This window comes from Burkholderia sp. Se-20373, assembly GCF_017104705.1.
GTDB lineage: Bacteria > Pseudomonadota > Gammaproteobacteria > Burkholderiales > Burkholderiaceae > Burkholderia.
Genome location: NZ_JAAGPH010000147.1, coordinates 1 through 18771, shown reverse-complemented (window position 1 = coordinate 18771; position 18771 = coordinate 1). Strand labels below are relative to the sequence as shown.

The 18771-nt window shown below is 65.7% G+C and carries 17 protein-coding genes; 4 read left to right on the top strand and 13 right to left on the bottom strand.

The annotated features are described in order from the left end of the window. Window positions 1-350, bottom strand: a 350-nt coding sequence (locus G3N96_RS31800; protein ID WP_206139653.1) for a hypothetical protein, incomplete at its 3' end; no start/stop codon positions are given. Beyond that, window positions 347-700 carry a hypothetical protein gene (locus G3N96_RS31795; RefSeq protein ID WP_206139652.1) on the bottom strand — a complete coding sequence of 118 codons (354 nt, stop codon included), beginning with the start codon at window positions 698-700 and terminating at the stop codon, window positions 347-349. The genes G3N96_RS31800 and G3N96_RS31795, both read right to left, overlap by 4 nt. A 482-nt stretch (window positions 701-1182) precedes the next feature. On the opposite strand from G3N96_RS31795, the gene G3N96_RS31790 reads away from it, so the two are divergent. Next, on the top strand, window positions 1183-2040 hold the full coding sequence (locus G3N96_RS31790; RefSeq protein WP_241022918.1) for a DUF2071 domain-containing protein: 858 nt from the start codon (window positions 1183-1185) through the stop codon (window positions 2038-2040). 8 nt (window positions 2041-2048) lie between these two features. On the opposite strand, the gene G3N96_RS31785 is transcribed toward G3N96_RS31790, so the two are convergent. Beyond that, window positions 2049-3026, bottom strand: a complete 978-nt coding sequence (locus G3N96_RS31785; protein ID WP_206139650.1) for an ATP-binding protein — start codon at window positions 3024-3026, stop codon at window positions 2049-2051. Beyond that, complete coding sequence (locus G3N96_RS31780) at window positions 3023-3931, bottom strand: DMT family transporter (protein ID WP_206139649.1); 909 nt, start codon at window positions 3929-3931, stop codon at window positions 3023-3025. Before G3N96_RS31780 ends, G3N96_RS31785 begins: the two co-directional genes overlap by 4 nt. Window positions 3932-4021: 90 nt before the next feature. Here G3N96_RS31780 and G3N96_RS31775 point away from each other — a divergent pair, with 90 nt between their 5' ends. Then, entirely contained in the window at window positions 4022-4822 is an 801-nt protein-coding gene (locus tag G3N96_RS31775; protein ID WP_206139648.1) for a helix-turn-helix transcriptional regulator, read from the top strand. Window positions 4823-4897: 75 nt separating this feature from the next. Here G3N96_RS31775 and G3N96_RS31770 read toward each other — a convergent pair whose 3' ends face one another. Together G3N96_RS31770 and G3N96_RS31765 are read right to left on the bottom strand one after the other, a co-directional pair. Continuing rightward, complete coding sequence (locus tag G3N96_RS31770) at window positions 4898-5383, bottom strand: anthrone oxygenase family protein (RefSeq protein ID WP_206139647.1); 486 nt, start codon at window positions 5381-5383, stop codon at window positions 4898-4900. Next, entirely contained in the window at window positions 5380-6210 is an 831-nt protein-coding gene (locus G3N96_RS31765) for an NmrA family transcriptional regulator (RefSeq protein ID WP_206139646.1), read from the bottom strand. The genes G3N96_RS31770 and G3N96_RS31765 overlap by 4 nt, the downstream gene beginning before the upstream one ends. A gap of 94 nt (window positions 6211-6304) precedes the next feature. Between G3N96_RS31765 and G3N96_RS31760 the strand changes: the two genes are divergently transcribed. After that, the gene (locus G3N96_RS31760) at window positions 6305-6976 is read left to right on the top strand and encodes a TetR/AcrR family transcriptional regulator (protein ID WP_206139645.1); all 672 of its coding nucleotides are present in this window, start codon (window positions 6305-6307) and stop codon (window positions 6974-6976) included. Between the two features lie 90 nt (window positions 6977-7066). On the opposite strand, the gene G3N96_RS31755 is transcribed toward G3N96_RS31760, so the two are convergent. Genes G3N96_RS31755 through G3N96_RS31745 form a run of 3 tightly spaced genes read right to left on the bottom strand, consistent with a single transcriptional unit; the run spans window position 7067 to window position 12949 of the window. Further along, a complete protein-coding gene (locus G3N96_RS31755) occupies window positions 7067-8518 on the bottom strand; it encodes a TIGR00366 family protein (RefSeq protein ID WP_206139644.1) in 1452 nt (483 codons plus the stop codon). A gap of 25 nt (window positions 8519-8543) precedes the next feature. Continuing rightward, entirely contained in the window at window positions 8544-9479 is a 936-nt protein-coding gene (locus G3N96_RS31750) for an ornithine cyclodeaminase family protein (RefSeq protein WP_206139654.1), read from the bottom strand. Between the two features lie 23 nt (window positions 9480-9502). Continuing rightward, window positions 9503-12949, bottom strand: a complete 3447-nt coding sequence (locus G3N96_RS31745; protein WP_206139643.1) for a molybdopterin-dependent oxidoreductase — start codon at window positions 12947-12949, stop codon at window positions 9503-9505. A gap of 183 nt (window positions 12950-13132) precedes the next feature. Between G3N96_RS31745 and G3N96_RS31740 the strand changes: the two genes are divergently transcribed. After that, on the top strand, window positions 13133-14044 hold the full coding sequence (locus tag G3N96_RS31740) for a LysR family transcriptional regulator (RefSeq protein ID WP_206139642.1): 912 nt from the start codon (window positions 13133-13135) through the stop codon (window positions 14042-14044). A gap of 136 nt (window positions 14045-14180) precedes the next feature. Here G3N96_RS31740 and G3N96_RS31735 read toward each other — a convergent pair whose 3' ends face one another. From G3N96_RS31735 to G3N96_RS31720, 4 genes are all read right to left on the bottom strand, one after another. After that, a complete protein-coding gene (locus tag G3N96_RS31735) occupies window positions 14181-16124 on the bottom strand; it encodes a collagenase (RefSeq protein ID WP_206139641.1) in 1944 nt (647 codons plus the stop codon). A gap of 261 nt (window positions 16125-16385) precedes the next feature. Further along, the gene (locus G3N96_RS31730) at window positions 16386-17240 is read right to left on the bottom strand and encodes a 3-hydroxybutyryl-CoA dehydrogenase (protein ID WP_089429495.1); all 855 of its coding nucleotides are present in this window, start codon (window positions 17238-17240) and stop codon (window positions 16386-16388) included. Between the two features lie 38 nt (window positions 17241-17278). Next, entirely contained in the window at window positions 17279-18472 is a 1194-nt protein-coding gene (gene bktB, locus G3N96_RS31725; protein ID WP_206139640.1) for a beta-ketothiolase BktB, read from the bottom strand. 48 nt (window positions 18473-18520) lie between these two features. Beyond that, the coding region (locus tag G3N96_RS31720; protein ID WP_206139639.1) for a 4Fe-4S dicluster domain-containing protein at window positions 18521-18771 on the bottom strand (251 nt) is incomplete at its 5' end.

Here is an 18771-nt window from a genome sequence, read left to right as displayed (position 1 = left end):
AGCATCGGCCTGAGGCTCATGCGAGCCGCTGCCAGCGTCGGCGGTACAGGAATGACGCCGATCAGGTCGATACCGATGCTCACCCAGTCCATCGCATCGGCATTCGGCTTGCCGTACAACGCCTTCATGCCCAGCGCCACGCTCGCCAGGGCGATGACGTTACCGATCACCGGCAGCCCCTGCGCGACGTTACTCACCCGTTCAAGTGTGACGACGCCGCCGCTGATCTCCCGCAGCCACTGATCAAACTTGCGGGAGGCGGCAGCAATGTCTTCCGGGTGAATGGTGTTCAGCGGTGCGACAGCCAACTGCGGGGGACGAGGAGCGACAGCAGTCGAAGATCCGGTCATGGCGAGAAATCGAGAAGAAATTCAGGAATTGGGGGAAGCGGTGCGGAGGCCGGCGGCGAAGCGCGCCCGTTATACGAAACCGGGGGTACGCACGTCGGGCGTGGTCGGTCCGGCGCACTCGAAATGGTCAGATCGGAACCAAGCAGCTTGTCGAGCCCGATACGATCACGCGCCTTGTAGACGGGTAGCGCCGGCAGGCTCAGCGTACTGAGCTCGAGCGTGACCGCAGAAAGCTTGCCAAGTGTTTCATCGCCAAGAGGTTTGATCGGCAGAAGAATCAGCTGCCCGGAAAATTCAGGTAGCGCAACGCCGGATATCGACACAACACGGGACTGCGCGGGTGAATACATGACTTCCTCGTCTCGGCCAGCGCACAGCTCCGGCTCCTTTCACCGGGGCGCAATCGGCGAATTTGCGCTGATTCTCCAATCTCGATTGAAACAACGCGGATGCTGGAGCAGACAACGTTCGTTCCCAGCGCGGCTTCCTTCAATCCCATTCCGCGCAACACGACCGTCCGCAATGCAAGGCATGCTATCTGCAAAGACCATCTCAAAAAATACTCGGCAGAATGACGAGTCGAGATGCAAAGTTGCACCCGTGCGCCACCTTTCAAGATAAATATCGCTATCCCGAACATAGATAGAAGTGGCTACTGAACCGAAGCGCTTCGAGATTCGCGCGCGTCGCGCGGAAGTCTTCGCGAATCCCGAGAAACGCACCACGATGCCGAACTTTCGGGCGCGCCACGGCGACGACATAAACCGGCCATTTCGACGAGCGCGAGCAGCACCTCTTCCCCTCGCCCCGCGCCACCGGCACAATGCCGCTCATGCTCCAGGACAACGCCTTCGTTTCCCCGTCCGCCGGCCCCGTCGGCCGCCTCGCCAACCGGCTCGTCGCGAGTCGCCCGCTGCTGCGCACACGCCGCGCGCTGCTGTCGCGGCTGCCGTTCCCGCAGCTCGCGAGCGAGGTCGAGAATGTCGTGTACTGCACGTGGCTCGTCGATGTCGCCGCCGTCGCGCATCTGGTGCCGCACGGCATCACGCTCGCGAGCCGCGACGGCCGCACGCCGTTCACGATCCTCACCTATGCACACCGCCATTTCGGCCCGCGTATCGCCGGCCCACTGCGGCGCGTGTTCCCGTCGCCGCTGCAGAGCAACTGGCGGCTTTACGTCGACGCGCTACCGGGTGGCGTACCGGCCGATCGCACGGTGCTGTTCGTCAAGAACGTGTTCGATCATCCGCTCTATGCACTCGGCAGCCGGCTCTTCAGCGATGCGCTGCCATCGCATCTCGCCGAGCGCTTCACGCACACAGTGCAGGACGGACGGTATCGAACGCGGCTGTCGGGTGGTAGCGGGAGCGCGCCCGATTTTCATTGCTCGGCGGCCATGTCGGATGACGACACGCTACCCGAGGCGTTCGCGCCGTTCTTCGAAAGCTGGCGCGACGCCGTCGTCTACCTGTCGCTGCAGCACGCGGCCGTCGCGCATGTCGCCGACTGCGACCGCCTCGCGCATGCGTCGATCGACCTGCCGATCGATGTCGACGCGGTTCGGCCGCTGAAACCGGTCGAACCGGTCGGCGGCGGCGAGTTCCTCGCACGCATCGGCGCGACCGACGAACCGCTGTGCTTCGTCGTGCCGGATGTCGCTTTCAGGGTGTTGTCGGAGCGGGTGTTGTAGCGCCCCACTCAACCCGCTCGCAACGCGCGTGCGCTTTCATCCGCGTCACTTTCGTCCGCCATCCGCCCGATGTAATCCCGCACGAACTGCACGGCAATCCGGCCCGACCGCGCACCGCGTTCCAGCGCCCACTGCAGCGCTGGTTCGCGCGCCGCGCGAATCTGCTCCGCATCGAACCCGGCTTCGCCGAGCCGGCTGTCGACTACCGCCAGATACGCGTCCTGCGTGAACCCGTAGAACGTCACCCAGATCCCGAAGCGCTCGGACAACGAAATTTTCTCCTCCACCGCGTCACCCGGATGCAGCTCGCCGTTCTCCGCACGCGAAACGTTCGCGTTGTCGCTCGCCTGCTCGGGCATCAGGTGGCGGCGATTCGACGTCGCGTACACCAGCACGTTCGACAGGTCGCTCGCGACCGAGCCGTCGAGCACCGTCTTCAGTTCCTTGTAGCCGGTCTCGCCCGCCTCGAACGACAGGTCGTCGCAGAATACGATGTATCGTTCCGGCCGCGCACGCACCAGCTCGACGATCGCCGGCAGATCGCTCAACCGTTCCTTGCCGACCTCGATCAGCCGCAGCCCGTGCGGTGCAAACGCATGCAGGCACGCCTTCACGATCGACGACTTCCCGGTGCCGCGCGCGCCGGTCAACAGCACGTGATTGGCCGCGAAGCCGCGCACGAACTGCCGCGTGTTCCGTTCGACGATCGCGACCTGCCGCTCGACGTTGCGCAGCGCATCGAACGCAATGAGCGCGGGTGCCGCGACCGGTTCGAGCGGCGCCGCTCGCGGCCCGCCGTCGAAGCCGCGCCAGCGGAATGCAACGGCCGCGTCGAAATCGACGGGCGCCGGCTGGCCGCCGCCCGCCAGCGCTTCGAGCGCAGTCGCGATCCGTTCGAGCGAGTGCGCGAGCGCCGGGCCCTCCACGGATGCACGCGCGTCCGGCAGCGCGGCCATCAGGTTCTGCATGTCGCGATCGCCGCTCATTGCCGCACCCCTTGCGACGCGCTCGCCTGGAACGGAAACCGCTGCGCGATCGCCACGCCGACGAGCGCCACGCCGCCGCCGATCAGGTGATACAGCTTCAGCGATTCGCCGAGCAGCACGATCGCGCCGCCGGCGGTCATCACCGGCAGCAGGTTCATGAACATCGCGCAACGGCTCGGGCCGAGCAGCCGCACGCCTTGCATCCACAGATACGGCAGCACCACCGACGCCAGCCCGCCGGCATACAGGATCAACGGCACGCTCGCACGCGTCGGCCACGCCGCCTGCGCGGGCAAGCGCAGCAGCATCGGCACCATGAAGACGAGCGCGGCGAGCGCCTGCACGTAGGTCGACTGCCACGCCGGCAGCGCACCGATGCGCCAGCGCTTGAGCAGCACGCCATACAACGCATAGGCGGCCGACGCGGCCAGCATCAGCAGGTCGCCCGTATGCACGCCGCGCGCGGCGATCGTCGTCGGGTGCCCTTCGGCAATCAGGTAGACGACGCCCGCGAGCGACAGCACCCCGCCGCCGATCATGCCGACGCTGGGCGGATCGCCGAGCAGCAGCGAACTGAGCGCCATCGTCATCAGCGGCACGAGCGCCGTGATGATCGCCATGTTGGTCGCGCCGGTCGTTTTAGCGGCCTCGTAGGACAGGCTCTGGAATAGCGCCATCGCGAGAAAGCCGAGCACCGCGAGCTGCGGCAGGTGCGCGACGAGCGCCGCGCGATTGCGCCACGCGGGGCGCAGCGTGAACACGCTCATCAGCGCGACGGCGAGCAGCAGCCGGTAGAAGGTGATCGCCGACGGGTCGATCGTCGACGCCGACAGCTTCGACACGACCACGTTGCCGGCCCACAGCGCGATCGCGCAGAAGGGAAACAGAAAAGGAGACTTGTTCATCGCATTCGACGGATTAATATCCTGACAGGGGGTTGGCGTGGATGGGAACGCCATCGTGCCCGCCCGTCCACCTGCCTGTCTCACGCCAAAATGTCACGACTTGTCGCCAATCGGACACTCGAGTCCACTCCGCCCGGTGCCCACCTGCGCTTCGAATCGACGCCAATGCCCGTATCGGCGATGGCGGCCACGTACGCGCACGGCACGTCGATCGCGCCGCACCGGCATCGCCGCGCGCAGCTGCTCTATGCGATCGAGGGCGTGATGCACGTGCAGTCCGAAGGGGCGTCGTGGGTCGTGCCGCCGACGCGCGGCGTGTGGCTCGAAGCCGGTCTCGACCACACGGTGCAGATGAGCGGCGACGTGCAGATGCGCACGGTGTTCGTCGAGCCGGGCGCGGTCGAGCACCTGCCCGCGCGGAGCTGCGTCGTGGAAGTGCATCCGCTGCTGCGCGAGCTGATCCTCGCCGCCGTCGACGTGCCGCTCGACTATGCGCCGGGCTCGCGCCACGATCACCTGATGCACCTGCTGCTCGCCGAGGTGACGGTCGCGCCGCTGCTGCCGCTGTACCTGCCGTGGCCGCACGACCCGCGCCTGCGCACGATCTGCGATGCGCTCGTCGCCGCGCCCGACGACCTGCGCACGATCGCCGAATGGGCCGACCTGCTCGGGCTGTCGGTCCGCACGCTCCACCGCGCGTTCCGGCGCGAGACGGGGCTCAGCTTCCGCCGCTGGCGCGAACAGGCGCGGCTGCTGCTCGCGCTCAAGCGCCTCGCGCACGGCGAGAAGGTGCTGACCGTCGCGATGGATCACGGCTACAGCAGCCAGAGCGCGTTTTCGGCGATGTTCAAGCGGCATTTCGGCATGTCGCCGTCGGCGTTTTATGCGTAGGACGGGTTCTGGTGCGGCACGCTCGACGAATGCCGGTTGCCCGCACAGGCCGCGTCCACCGCATGACGCCCCCCGCTACCGCGCCGCAATCCCCGCGATGAAAAACACGCACGCGGCGGCCGACGCCACCGTGCGCACGTGATTCCACATCGTCCAGTCGTGCACGTAGCGCGTCCACAGCGCCGCGCCCTGCGCGGTCGCCGGATCGGCCGCGGCGAGCGCATCGTTGAGCGGCACGTTGACGGCCATCGTCACCGCGAACATCCCGACCACGACCAGCACGCCGCCCGCGACCGCCAGCATCGCGCCCGGCTGCTCGCGATGGAACAACGCGAGCACGACCAGTGCAAGCGCCATCAGCGTCGTGACGAGGAACAGCGGCATGAACGGCGAGCGCACGATGTCGACGTTGATCGCGTTCATCGCGGCCACGCCGGCCTGCGGCGCGATCCGTCCGAGCGACGTCATCACGAACGTCGAGAACGCGAAATACACACCGGCCATCAGCCCGCAGCCGATGGCCGAGCCCCACAGCAAGGCGGCGGTCGCGAACGCGATCATGATCGTGCGCTCCACACGCCGGTGGCGGCCGTCGCGCGCGCATAGTCGGCGAAATCGCGCGCCGGCCGACCGAGCGTCGTTTCGATGCCGTGCGTCACCGCGCTGTTGCGCCCGTCGAGCACCACGCCGAACAGATCGTCGAGCAGCGCAACGATCGGCTCCGGCACGCCCGCGTCGTGCAATCCGGCGACGAACGCATCGGCCGGAATCTCGCGATAGACGACCGGCCGGCCGGCGGCCCGTGCGATTTCGCCGACCGCTTCGGCGAACGTCAGCGCACGCGGGCCCGTGACCTCGATCACGCGGTTCGCGAAGCGCGCATCGGTGAGCGCGGCCACCGCTACATCGGCGATGTCGTCCGCATCGACGAACGGCTCGCGCACCGCGCCGGCCGGCAGCGCGACTTCACCGGCCAGCACGCCGTCGATCAGATAGCCCTCGGAGAAGTTCTGGTTGAACCAGCTCGCGCGCACCACGCCCCACTCCACGCCCGACGCCTGCAGCGCGGCCTCGGCGGCCTGCGCGCGGGGCTCGCCGCGCCCGGACAGCAGCACGACCCGCTCGACACCGCTGTCCCGCGCAAGCCGCGCGAATGCGGCGATCGCGTCCACCGCGCCTTCGACGGCCAGGTCGGGCTGGTAGGTCACGTACGCGGCCGATACGCCGTCGAGCGCGGCCGGCCACGTGTCCGGCGCCGTCCAGTCGAAGCGGACGGCCGACGTGCGCGACACGGGGCGAGTCGCGATGCCGCGCGCACGCAGCCGGGCATCGACGCGGGCGCCTGTCTTGCCCGAACCGCCGACGATGAGGATGGGAAGTGCCGACATGACCGTCTCCTTTGACTAAAATGCGAGAATGTCTCGCGTTTCAAAAACACGATAGACTCTCGCATTAGCAACGTCAAGTTTTTCTGGAGACGGCATGGGCCGACACAAATCGGGGCAGAACGACGGGCCCGAAGCGGCAGCGGACACGGCGGATGTGCCGGCGCGCGCACGGTTGGTGCCGACGCAGCAGCGCAGCCGCGAGCGGTTCGAGCGCATCCTCGCGTGCGCGTCGGAAGTGATGATCGAGAAAGGTTGCGATGCGTTCCGGATGAGCGACATCGTCGAACGCACGGGCATCTCGTTCGGTTCGCTGTACCAGTACTTCCCTGACAAGGCGGCCGTGATCGGCACGCTCGCGGAGCGCTACAACGAAGCCGGCCACGTCTGCGTGCGGCGCGACCTCGCGACGATGAAGACGCTCGACGACCTGCACGCCACGCTCGCCCGCATCACGGACAGCTACTACCGGATGTTCGTCGACGAGCCGCTGATGCGCGACATCTGGCGGGCCACGCAGGCCGACCGCGCGCTGCAGGCACTCGACCGGGCGGACGGTGAGTTTCTGGCGGGGTTGTTCGCGGATGCGCTGGGCGAAGTGGCGCCCGAGATTCCGCATGCGCAACGACGCACATTCGCCGAACTGATGATGATCCAGATCGCGGCGGCCGTGCGCCATGCGATCACGCTGCCGCCGAAGGCGGCGCAGCAGATTCTCGCGATGTTCAAGCGTGCGCTGCCGCGCGATCTGTCGGTGCTGGGCGCGTAGTCGTGTCCAACGCAGTACGCGGCCGGCACCGACTTCACGCCGCGCCGGCCGGATACGCATTCCGCCGGCGGCAAACGAGCCCGACGTTCGTCACGGCATGACGGGCGGATGGTAGTTGAGCGTGCTCGCAAGGGCCCAGAGCATGAAGATCACCAGCGGAAGATGCACCACCAGTTGCGTGAACGTGAACCCGACGATGTCGCGTGCACGCAGCCCGAGCACACCGAGGAGCGGCAGCATCCAGAACGGATTGACCAGGTTCGGCAACGCCTCGGCCGCGTTGTACACCGTCACCGCCCAGCCCAGGTGGACGTGCAGCAGTTTTGCCGCCTCGATCACGTAGGGCGCCTCGATGATCCACTTGCCGCCGCCGGACGGCACGAAGAATCCGAGGACGGCCGAGTACACCCCCATCACCGCGGGAAACGACGCTTGCGAGGACAGCGCGACGAAGAAATGCGCGAGATGATCGGAGAGCGGCAATCCGGCAGGCGCCGACGCCTTCGTCAGGATGTAGGCGATGCCGCCGTACAGCGGAAACTGGATCAGCACACCCGCCACCGACGGCACGGAACGCGCGACGGCATTGAGGAAGCGCCTCGGTCGCCAGTTCAGCAGCATGCCCAGCATCAGGAACAGGAAGTTGTACGTGTTCAGGTTCGAAATCGCGATCAGCGGATTTTTCGTCGTGAACGTGTGTGCCATCCAGATCGTCCCGATCGCGACGATCGCGAGGGTGATGAGCGGGCTGTACTCGAGCCAGTCTCCCGGGCGAGTCGGGCGCGGGATCGCGGCGTGGGCCTCGCCGAGCGGAATCCCGAGCTCCGCCGCCGTCTTTGCGCGCGTGCCGCCGGGCGCGGACAGCCACGCAATCAGCAGCGACACGACCGTCAGCACGGCAGCCATCAGCATCGACTGCGGCAGGAAGATGGTTTCCGCGAACGGAATGACGCCGGTGATCGCGAGCAGCGTCTTGGGCAAGCTGTCCGGGTTCGCTTGCAGTTGCGATGCGGACGAGCTCAAGCCAAGCGCCCACGTTGCCCCCATGCCGAGATAAGCGGCCGCGCCAGCGGCCCGGTAGTCCATGCGCAGATCGGCGCGACGCGCCAGTGCCCGGACCAGCAGGCCGCTGAAGATCAGGCTGATCGCCCAGTTGAACAACGACGCGACGATGCTGACGAGCGCGACGAACGCCACCGCCGCTCGTCCGGACGACGGCAGCCGCGCGAGCGCGTCGATCAGTTTCGACGCGGGTGGCGATACCGCGACGACATAACCCGAAATGGCCACGATCGCCATCTGCATCGTGAACGGGATGAGGCTCCAGAAGCCGTCGCCGAACGCCACGCCGACCTGCCTGACCGGCGCGCCGATCGCAAGCGCGCCCAACGCCACGATGACCACGGCGATCGCGGCGAAGATATAAGCGTCCGGGAACCACTTCTCCGACCAGCGCGCGACGCCGGCGGCCATCCGCTCGAGCGCGCCTTCGCGGTCCGTCGCCGGCGCATCGACGCGCGGCACTTCCATCCATTCCTTCATCCCTGTCTCCTTGTCCGTCCACACCCTAGTTTGATTTTTCATAGACCTGGATCGCAGCGGCCAGGTCTTCCATCGCGGTACCGACGGCCTTGAACACCGTTCTCCGAGTGTCGTTCTGCCGGCCGTTCGCCTCGCCCTTGCACAACGCCGACAATGTCCGGTTCACGTCGCCGATCGCGATGACCCCGCGTGACAGCGGGCCAAGGAGATCACCGGACTTTTGCGGTGCTTCGTCCGTATCGACGTAAATCTCCGCATCCCGGAAGCAATCGTCGTCGGCCTCGCGCATGCGCGGCGTAAAACTGCCGATCAGGTCGAGATGCGATCCCGGCGCAAGCCACTCGCCATGGACGATCGGCTCCGTCGCGAGCGTCGCACAACTCACGATGTCCGCGCGCCGAACGCTTTTCTCGAGATCGGTAACGGGCGCCGCGTTGAAGCCGAGCCCGGCCAGCCGATCGACCAGCTCGGCCCCGGCCCGCGGATTCCTGTCCCAGACTTCGACGTCCGAAATAGGCAACTGGCTGCGATACGCCAGCGGAACCAGGCTACCGACGCGTCCGGCGCCCAGCAGCACGAGACGCGACGCATCCGGACGGGCCAGATAGGTCGCCGCGAGGGCCGATGCAGCCGCGGTGCGGCGCGACGTGATCTCGTCCCCGTCCAGCTGCGCAAGCGGTTTTCCCGTCCGCCCGTCATAAAGCACATAGGTCGAATGCAACCCGGGTAAGCCGTGCCTCGCATTGCCCGGGAAGATATTGACCGTCTTGATGCCCAGATAGCCGTTGTCTTCCCACGCAGGCATGATGAGCACCGTGCCTTCGTCTTCACTGCCGGCATTGATCGCATGCGCATGGCGAAGCGGCACGTGACAACCGCCGGCGAACGCTTGCCTCAGACGCGATACCAGCGATTCAAAATCCAGTGCGTCACGTGTTGCCACGGCGTCAAAATATTTCATGGTGAACATGTCCTTCGGCGGGTTCATGCATCGATGGCAACGTCGGTTGCCGGAATGGCCTGACAGGCGAGACACATATCCGCTTCATCCGGCCCGTGCCCGCTCAAATGCGCGACTTCACCCGATACGACCTTGACCGCGCAGCTCTCGCACTGCCCGACTCGGCAGCCACTCGGCATGGCGACCCCGAGCGATTCGGCGAACGACAGCAGGCTGCCGTCGCGAGGCGTCCAGATGGCCACACGATGCGATCGCGTGAACTGGACGACGAATCGCTTCGACGGGTCGGGCGCCGGCCTGGACGGCGACCTGAACGCTTCCTTGAAGATGTCGAAGGGCGGAACACCGCGTTCGATCAATCCCGCGGTAATCGCCTCCATCATCGGCTCCGGGCCGCACAAGTAAAACCGTGCGCGCCGTCGAATCAGGTCGTCACTGACAACGTTCGCGGTCAGATAGCCTTTGATCTGGTAGTCACGCCCGAGCACCTCGTCGTGCGGCTGGTTGTAGCAGTTGACGACTTCCAGCTTCGGCAGCCGCTGCTTCAGTATCTCGATGCGCTCGCGGAACGCGTGCGTCGCGCTGTTCAGGTTCGCGTAGAAGAGTTTCGATTCCGGCGCCTGCGCGCCCCGATCCCGGATCGACTCCAGATAGGAGAGGAACGGCGTGATGCCGATGCCGCCCGCGAACATCACGACGGGCTGCTTCGACGCCGGCGGTACGATGAAGGTGCCGGCGGGCGCGCCAAGGAACACGGGATCCCCCACCTCGAGCGATCGATGGATATGGGAGGACATCGCACCTTCGAACGGAACACCCTCCCCGGTTCGGCCCTTCTGGTGGCGCACCGAGATGGCGTAAGTCCGGCGGTCGTCTTCGCAGGCGGCGCCCGTCAATGAATAGGCGCGTGTCGTCCCGCCGTCGCCCAGCGTCGGAACGTGCACGGTCACGTGCTGCCCGGGCAAGTAGTCCGGCAACGCCCCACTATCCGACGCCCGAAACGTGACGGTTCGCACGCCGCTCGCTTCCTCGTGGATGGCGGAGACGACACAGTCCCGCAGCCCTTTCCACGCACGGCGCGACGAATCGATCGACGGGTCCGGGCGGATCCGGCAGCGGACGGAACGCAGCGGCGACGATCCGCTCACCGGATCGAGCGTGGCCGCCGAAACCAGCCGGTTGAAGTTGCTGTGCTTGCGCCCCTCCACGGCGAGCGCATCCATGCCGATCTCGTCGCAGGCCTGCCACCAGCCGTATTCGGCCACGATCACGTCACGCGCAAGCTCCGGCACGACGCGTGCCTTGAAGCGCGCCTGGCCGTTCGCCGTTTCGATCAGGAACCAGTCGTCGTCGACGATGCCGTGCTCCGCCGCCAGCGCGTCATTGAGTTCCGCGACCGGATACGGCGCGCGGCGGCGCAGGCTCGGGAGCCCGCGGTGCTGACTGTGGCAGTAATAGCCGTTCTTCATCGAGGTCAGCGTGCAGGGGAAACGGCGGCGATCGTTCGCCCCCCCACCCTGTCCATGCTGCGGCGGTACATATCGGGGCACCGCCGGGTAGCCGTGACGATGCAACTGCTCGGAATACAGTTCGACCCGCGACGTCTCCGTGTTGAAACCGCGCGCGCCGTCGGGGGTTGCAGAAGCGTACCGACGCTCGCATTGCGTCAACGGCCGCGATATGCCCTCGGGATGCTTGCGCAGCAATGCGACGTCCATCCCGAGCGGCTCGAGCACATGATTCCAGCCCGCCTCGATACTGCCGCCGAAGAACTGGTCCTTCATGCCGAGCCGAACGGCCAGATCGAAGACGATGTCGTAGTCGGCGCGACTTTCCCCTCTCGGCGGCACCATGCGCTGCCTCAACTGGACGAGTTCGACCGCACGTTCGTTGATCTCGAAACCGAGCCGCAAGCCTTCGCGCTCCCACGGGGTGTTCACGGGCAGCAGGATGTCCGCGTAGCGCGACGACGGCGTCTCGAAGAGATCGCAGTGAACGTGAAAATCGAGCGCGCACAGCGCATCGTGGGCGATGCCGCCGTCCGCCTGGGACAGCACCATGTTCGTGCCGAACGCGAACAGCGCGCGTACCCGATACGGCTCGGCGTCGAGAATGGCGCGATAGACGTCGCGTGCCGTCACCCAACCCTGCGACGGCGGGCCGAGCGGCCGTTCCGCCAGGCCGAGCGCCTTCGCGCGCTGCCGCGGATTCAGCATCGCGTAGCGGCTGACCGCATTGGCCGGCTGCTTCGCCCATTCCCGATTGGAGCCGCGCGTATCGAACGCGCCCGTCAACGCATACAACGTCGCAATGGCGCGCTCCGTCTGCGTGGCGTTGGTGTGCATCCCCACGCCGGACCACGCGTGATACGCAATGCCCTGCCCGGGATGCAGCATGTGCGCGGCCTTCATGATGTCGGCGGCATCAACGCCGGTGATCGCGCTGGCATGGTCCGGCGTATAGGCCGCGAGCGCACGCGAATAGAGGTCGAACGCTGGCGTGCATGCCACTTGCGTGCATCGGCCGGTCGAGTCCGTGATCCCGACGTCGCGCGTGCCGGTCATCAACAGATCGGACAGTGCCGTACCGGCCTCTTCTTCAACCAGTTCCAGCCGATCGCGCGTCTGGTTCCAGAGTGCGTATCGATTGCCCGACGCGTGTGGATCGATATCCCGTTCACGCAGAAACCGTCCGGTATCGGCACGCACCAGCAACGGGCCGTTCGTCCATCGCCGGACGAAGGGTTCGTCGACGTTGCCGATCGCGATCATCTGCCTCGCGATGGCCATCGCGAGCGCACCGTCGGTGCCGGGATGGACGCGCAGCCACAGGTCCGCCTCGCGGGCGAGCGGCGTCGGCCGCGGATCGACGACGATCAGCTTCGCCCCTCGGCGCCGCCCCTTTGCGATCGCATCGGCCTGGGCCAGCCACGTATTGGCGGGATTGTTGCCCCACAGCACGATGAGGTCGGCATGCTGATAATCCGCGGTCGGCATGCCGCAGCCGAACGTGAAGACATGCGCGCTGTCCTTGTGCCAGTTGCAGATCTCGGTCGCGTAGCAGATGTTCGGACTTCCGAACAACCAGACGAACCGTTCGACCCAGTCGATACTGTCGCTCATGGGTGTGCCGCTCGGCGTCGTGACGCCGAACGCCACCGATTCGGCACCGTTCTCGCGCTTGAAATGCGCAAGGCGCTCCGCGATCTCGGACAATGCCTCGTCCCAGCCGATGCGCTGCCAGCCCGGGTCGGCGGCCCCCTTGGGGCGGGTCCGCCGCATCGGATACAACACCCGGTTCGGGCTGTGCACGAGTTCAGGTGCGGCTTTCCCCTTCATGCACATCGCGTGGCCGGTCGGATGCGTTGCGTCGGGCCGCACCTTGATCATCATGTCGCCACGCACGACGTTGATCGTGCCGCACCGCGACCGGCACAACGTGCAATAGCCCTTTTTCTCCTGCGTTTCCATCGATTCGCATCGTCCGCTTCATGTTTGACTCCATGCTATGAAGCGGCAACGGCCATGACAAATTCATCCTTTTGATGGCGTGATATATATTGAATCAATATCACACGACCCGATCCGGTGTACCGTTCGGACCGTCGAGGCGGCATCGTTCCGGCGCCGCCCGGATTGCCTGGAGCCTCGCCCGTGAGCACGCACATCACGCTTCGCCAGATCGAGTATTTCGTCTCCGTGGCCGACACGGGCCAGATCTCGCAGTCGGCCAACCTGTGTTCGGTGTCCCAGTCGTCGATGACCATCGCGCTGAAGAATCTCGAGGAGACGGTGGGCGTCACGCTGCTTCAGCGTCATTCGAGAGGCGTGCGGCTGACGCCGGCGGGCGAGCGATTCCTGCGTCACGTGCAACACGCGACCCTGTCGATCGATCGCGCCGTGGTGGCGGCGCAGGAAGAGCCCGAGCAGATCTCGGGGCATGTTCGTATCGGCGTGACCGAAACCATTTCGGCTTATCTGATGCCGTCGCTGATGTCGGTCATTTCCCAACGGTTCGGTAACCTGAGCGTGAGCCTCGTCGAAAGCGAGCGCGAAGCGATCGAGGACATGCTCGTCGACGATCGCCTCGATATCGCACTGCTCCTGGTGTCGAACACGGCAGAGATTCGCGACCTGAAATACGAGACGATGCTTCGCTCGCCGCGCCGGCTGTGGACCCATCCGGATCATCCGCTGCAGGACGCGCATCGGGTCACGCTGGAGGACGTCGCGCGCGAAAACTACCTGCTCCTGGACATGGACGAGCACCTGCGCACCGTCGGCAAGTATTGGGGAAGCTACGGCATCACGCCGAACGTCCGGATGCAGAGCAAATCGATCGAGGCCGTCAGAAGCCTCGTGGCGCTCGGACAGGGCGTCACGATTCTGTCGGATCTCGTTTATCGTCCGTGGTCCCTGGAAGGAAACCGGATCAGCCGGCGCAACCTGAGTGTGACCGTCCCGACGATGGATGTCGGTGCGGTATGGCGACGCGGGGGGGCAACATCAACGCCATGCCGCGCGCTGCTGGATTTGTTTCGGTCGTGGAAGAAAAGCGCGCGATAGACGCACGCGATGCCGACGGCGCGTGATCGACATCGGAGCAGTTGCCCTTCGTGCAAGCCGACGCGGAGCGCCCCGAGCAAAGCGGCTGTTGCGATCGGAGGCCGGCGTCCGGTCATGCGGCGCCGGCCCGTGCCGGTCAGCGCTTCGCCGGCACCGACGGCTCGCCCGCCGTCGTCGCGCTGCGCGCCCAGTCGGCGAACTCGGTGTCGTAGCGATTGCCGATGTATGCGACATGGTTTGCGTAGCCGTCGTAATCGCCTACCCGGAAGCGGGACACCATCGTGTCGACGTCCGCGCGATGGCGCTCGAACATGAAGCGCGTCGCCATGTAGCCCCACCGGTACGCGCGCGTGACGTAGTCGCTCGACGTGTAACGCGTGCCGAGCACGTCCGAGAACCGGTACGCGCCCGTGCGCACCGCGTCGATCGACTCCGGGTTGTCGTGCTTTCTCGACAGATACTCGGCGACACCTTCGATCCACCACACGGTCGGCTTCGCGGTGCTCACCGAGAAGTCGCCCGCCATGTCGTAGCGGCCGTCGAGATAGTGCGTGAACTCGTGCTCGAGGTTCCACACCTTGAACTCGGGCCGCAGCCACGATGCCTCGTGCGCGATGAAGCGCGCCTGGTTGCCCGGCGCGGACGGATCGCCCTCGAGATACATGCCGCCGTTGTCGGTGCCGATGCCGTAGATCACCGACGCGTATTTTCGATAGTTCGCGTAGTCGTCGAAAATGACGAGTTCGATCGTGTCATTGCGATCGCCCGCGACCGGCTTGCGCCCGGTCTTCATCATCCGGTGGAAGTAGTCGTCCTGCCGCGCGACCGCCGTGCAGACCGACTGCAGCTGCGGCATCGTCATGTCCTGCGCGAGAATGCGCACGCCCGCATTGCACGCGTAGCGATGCGAGAGCACCGCGTCGGTCAGCCGCTTCTTGTAGTCGCAGGTGCCGTAGTCCGCGCAGTTGCCCGGATCGCCGTAGTCGACCGCTTCCGCCGCCGCGAGCCAGAGGTCGCTGTCCGCGCCCGTCATGCTCGTCGACGCCAGCATGTCCTGGATCATTTTCTTCACGCGCGGCTTCTGCGCCGGATAGCGGAGGAAGCGAAACGTTTCGCGTGCCGCGTCGGCCAGCTGATAGGCGGCGCTCGTGTTCGACAGGCTCGCGCGGTTCGCGGTGACGAAGCGGTTGAGCGTCTCCGGGAGCGTCGCATCGCTGTCGAGCATCGATTGCACGCCGCTGCGCTGGTGCGCGTAGAAGAACACCGTGAGCAAGCCGGTGAAGCCGCCCGCCGCACTGCGCTGCAGCAGCGGCGCCGCCGCCTGCGGATTCGTCGCGCTCACGGTGTAGGACGCGATGCGGTTCTTCAGCGTCGGCAGGTAGTACGCTTCGTCCCGCATGTTCGTGATGAGCTTCATCAGCTCGTTCGCGGTGCTCGGCGCACGCGAATTGTCGCGATAGAGCGCATCGCCCTCCAGGCTTTGCCTGATATACGGGCGCAGCGACACCGCGAGATTCGGAATCGGGTTCGCGATACCCGATACATCATATTGGTAATAAGCGGCACGCAGATAAATCAGCAAATTGACCAGGATCAAATTGCTCGCATCGTATTGAAATATTTCCTGCACGAAACGACCCGCGACAGCGTGCACGTTTTCGGCATTGAAGATCTGCGTGGCCTGCGCTTTATCGACCGAGAACAGGCCGTAATGGCATTCGTAATCGGGAAGATTCGCGATGTAATCGGCGAGTGCCGCGCCGCGATACTGGGTCATCGCCGACATGTCGCGGCAATCGGCGCCCGACGTGCTGCGCTTGCTGCGCGTGGCCGGCTGCTTGAGCGGCGAAGCCTTGGTCAGCGCCGCGCGATCCTGTTCGCTGAGCGGCAGGTTGTACTGGGCCTGCTCGGGCGACACCGGCAGATTCTGCGGCACGCGAGGCATGCGCGCCTGCCTGGGTTGCGTCTGCTGCGCCGGCTCGGTATTGGCCGATGCAGTGCCGGCCAGTCCGGCGAATACCGACCACGCGACGATGGCCGACCAGCGGCATTTTTTTTGAAACCCCTCGTTTATTGCCACTTTATTTTCTCTCGGTTGTTTTTGGGCAACCAAGATATAACATTACATATTGAAACGTCAATTTAATCGATATGAAAGATAATCGCTCCGATTATATTGACTATTTGACCATTAAAATCAATTTTCGAAATAATTCAACCGGCGGACAGGATTCGGCGAGCCGCTTCCATCAATGAAAAACGCGGGTGGCGAGCCGCACCGGATGAATTACACCATCCGGCACGACTCACCACCCGCGTTGAAGACTTTCCAGCCTTCTGCTTACTTGCTGTAGTCGTACACCCCACGCCCCGTCTTCCGCCCTAGCCTGCCGGCCGTCACCATCTCGCGCAGTAGCGGGCATGCGCGATACTTCGGATCGCCGAAGTCCTTCACGAACACGTCCATCACCGCGAGGCACACGTCGAGGCCGACGAGGTCGGCCAGCGCGAGCGGCCCGATCGGGTGGTTCGCGCCGAGCTTCATCCCCGCGTCGATCTCCTCGGCCGACGCGATGCCTTCAGCCAGCACGAAGAACGCTTCGTTGATCATCGGCACGAGAATCCGGTTCACGACGAAGCCCGGCGAATTGCGCACGCCGATCGGCGACTTGTCGAAACGCTCGGTCAGCTCGCGCACCGCCGATGCGGTCGCGTCGCTCGTCTGCAGCCCGCGGATGATCTCGACGAGCGGCATCAGCGGCACCGGGTTGAAGAAGTGCATGCCGACGAAGCGCGCCGGATCGGCGAGCGGCGCTGCAAGCGCGGTGATCGAGATCGACGACGTGTTGGTCGCGATGATCGCTTCGGGCCGCGCGACGGCCTCGATCTGCTTCAGGATGCGGCCCTTCAGCTCGACGTTCTCGGTCGCGGCTTCGATCACGATATCGGCCGCTGCGAGCTTCGCGTAGTCGGTCGACGTCGTGATGCGCGCCAGCGCCGCGTCGCGCGTGGCGGCGTCGAGCTTGTCCTTCGACACGAGCCGCTCGAGGCTGCCCTTCAGCGTCGCGATGCCCTTCTCGAGCGCCGCGTCGCTGACGTCGATCATCACGACGTTGAGACCCGCAACGGCGGCGGTCTGCGCGATGCCGTTGCCCATGGTTCCGGCGCCCACGACGCCGACGATTTCGATGGCCATGAAATTTCCTGTGTGTTCGGGTGCTGAGCGTTCGATTATCAGATGTTCTCGAAGATCGCAGCAATCCCCTGGCCGCCGCCGATACACATCGTCACGAGCGCGTAACGCCCGCCGATGCGCTTCAGTTCGTACAGCGCCTTGACCGTGATCAGCGCGCCGGTCGCACCGATCGGGTGGCCGAGCGAGATGCCCGAGCCGTTCGGGTTGACCTTCGCCGGATCGAGGCCCAGCTCCTGCGTGACCGCGCATGCCTGGGCCGCGAACGCCTCGTTCGCCTCGATCACGTCGAGATCGCCGATCTTCAGGCCCGCACGTTCGAGCGCCTTCTGCGTGGCCGGCACCGGGCCGATGCCCATGTACGCCGGATCGACACCCGCGTGCGCATACGCGACGAGGCGGGCGAGCGGCTTCACGCCCTGCGCGCGTGCAGCGTCCGCGCTCATCATCAGCACGGCCGCGGCCGCATCGTTGATGCCCGACGCGTTGCCGGCCGTCACGGTGCCGTTCTCCTTCTGGAACACCGGCTTCAGCTTCGTGAAATCATCCGCGCTGGCTTCGAGGCGCACGTGCTCGTCGGTGTCGAACGCAACTTCACCCTTCTTCGTGCGGATCGAGACCGGCAGGATCTGATCCTTGAAGCGCCCTTCCGCGATCGCGCGCGCCGCGCGACGATGCGATTCGAGCGCCAGCGCATCCTGCGCGTCGCGCGAGATGCCGTACTTCGCCGCGACGTTCTCTGCCGTCACGCCCATGTGGATCGTCTGGAACGGGTCGTGCAGCGCGCCGAGCATCATGTCGACGAGCTTGCCGTCACCCATGCGCTGGCCGAACCGTGCGGCCGGCACGGTGTACGGGGCGCGGCTCATGCTTTCCGAGCCGCCGCCGATCGCGATGTCGGCGTCGCCGAGCATGATCGTCTGCGCGGCCGACACGATCGCCTGCAGGCCCGACCCGCACAGGCGGTTCACGGTCAGTGCGGGCGTGTGCTGCGCCACGCCGCCGTTGATCGCCGCGACGCGCGCGAGATACATGTCCTTCGGCTCGGTGTTCACGACGTGGCCGAACACGACATGCCCGACTGCGTCGCCCGACACGTTCGCACGCGACAGCACTTCGGCCACCACCTTCGCACCGAGGTCGGTCGGCGAGAAATCCTTCAGGCTGCCGCCGAAATCACCGATCGCGGTACGGACACCGCTCACCACCACGACTTCTTTCGCTGCATTGCTCATCGTCTCACTCCGGTTCGTTCGCGCCCGCAGGCGCGGGGATGCGTTGCGTTACATGTTCGGGTAGTTCGGCCCGCCGCCGCCTTCCGGCGTGACCCACACGATGTTCTGCGTCGGGTCCTTGATGTCGCAGGTCTTGCAGTGCACGCAGTTCTGCGCGTTGATCACCAGGCGGTCGCTGCCGTCGTCGTTCTTCACGAACTCGTACACGGCTGCCGGGCAGAAACGCGCCTCCGGCCCCGCGTACGTGCGCAGGTTCACGTTCACCGGCACGCTCGCGTCCTTCAGCGTCAGGTGCGCCG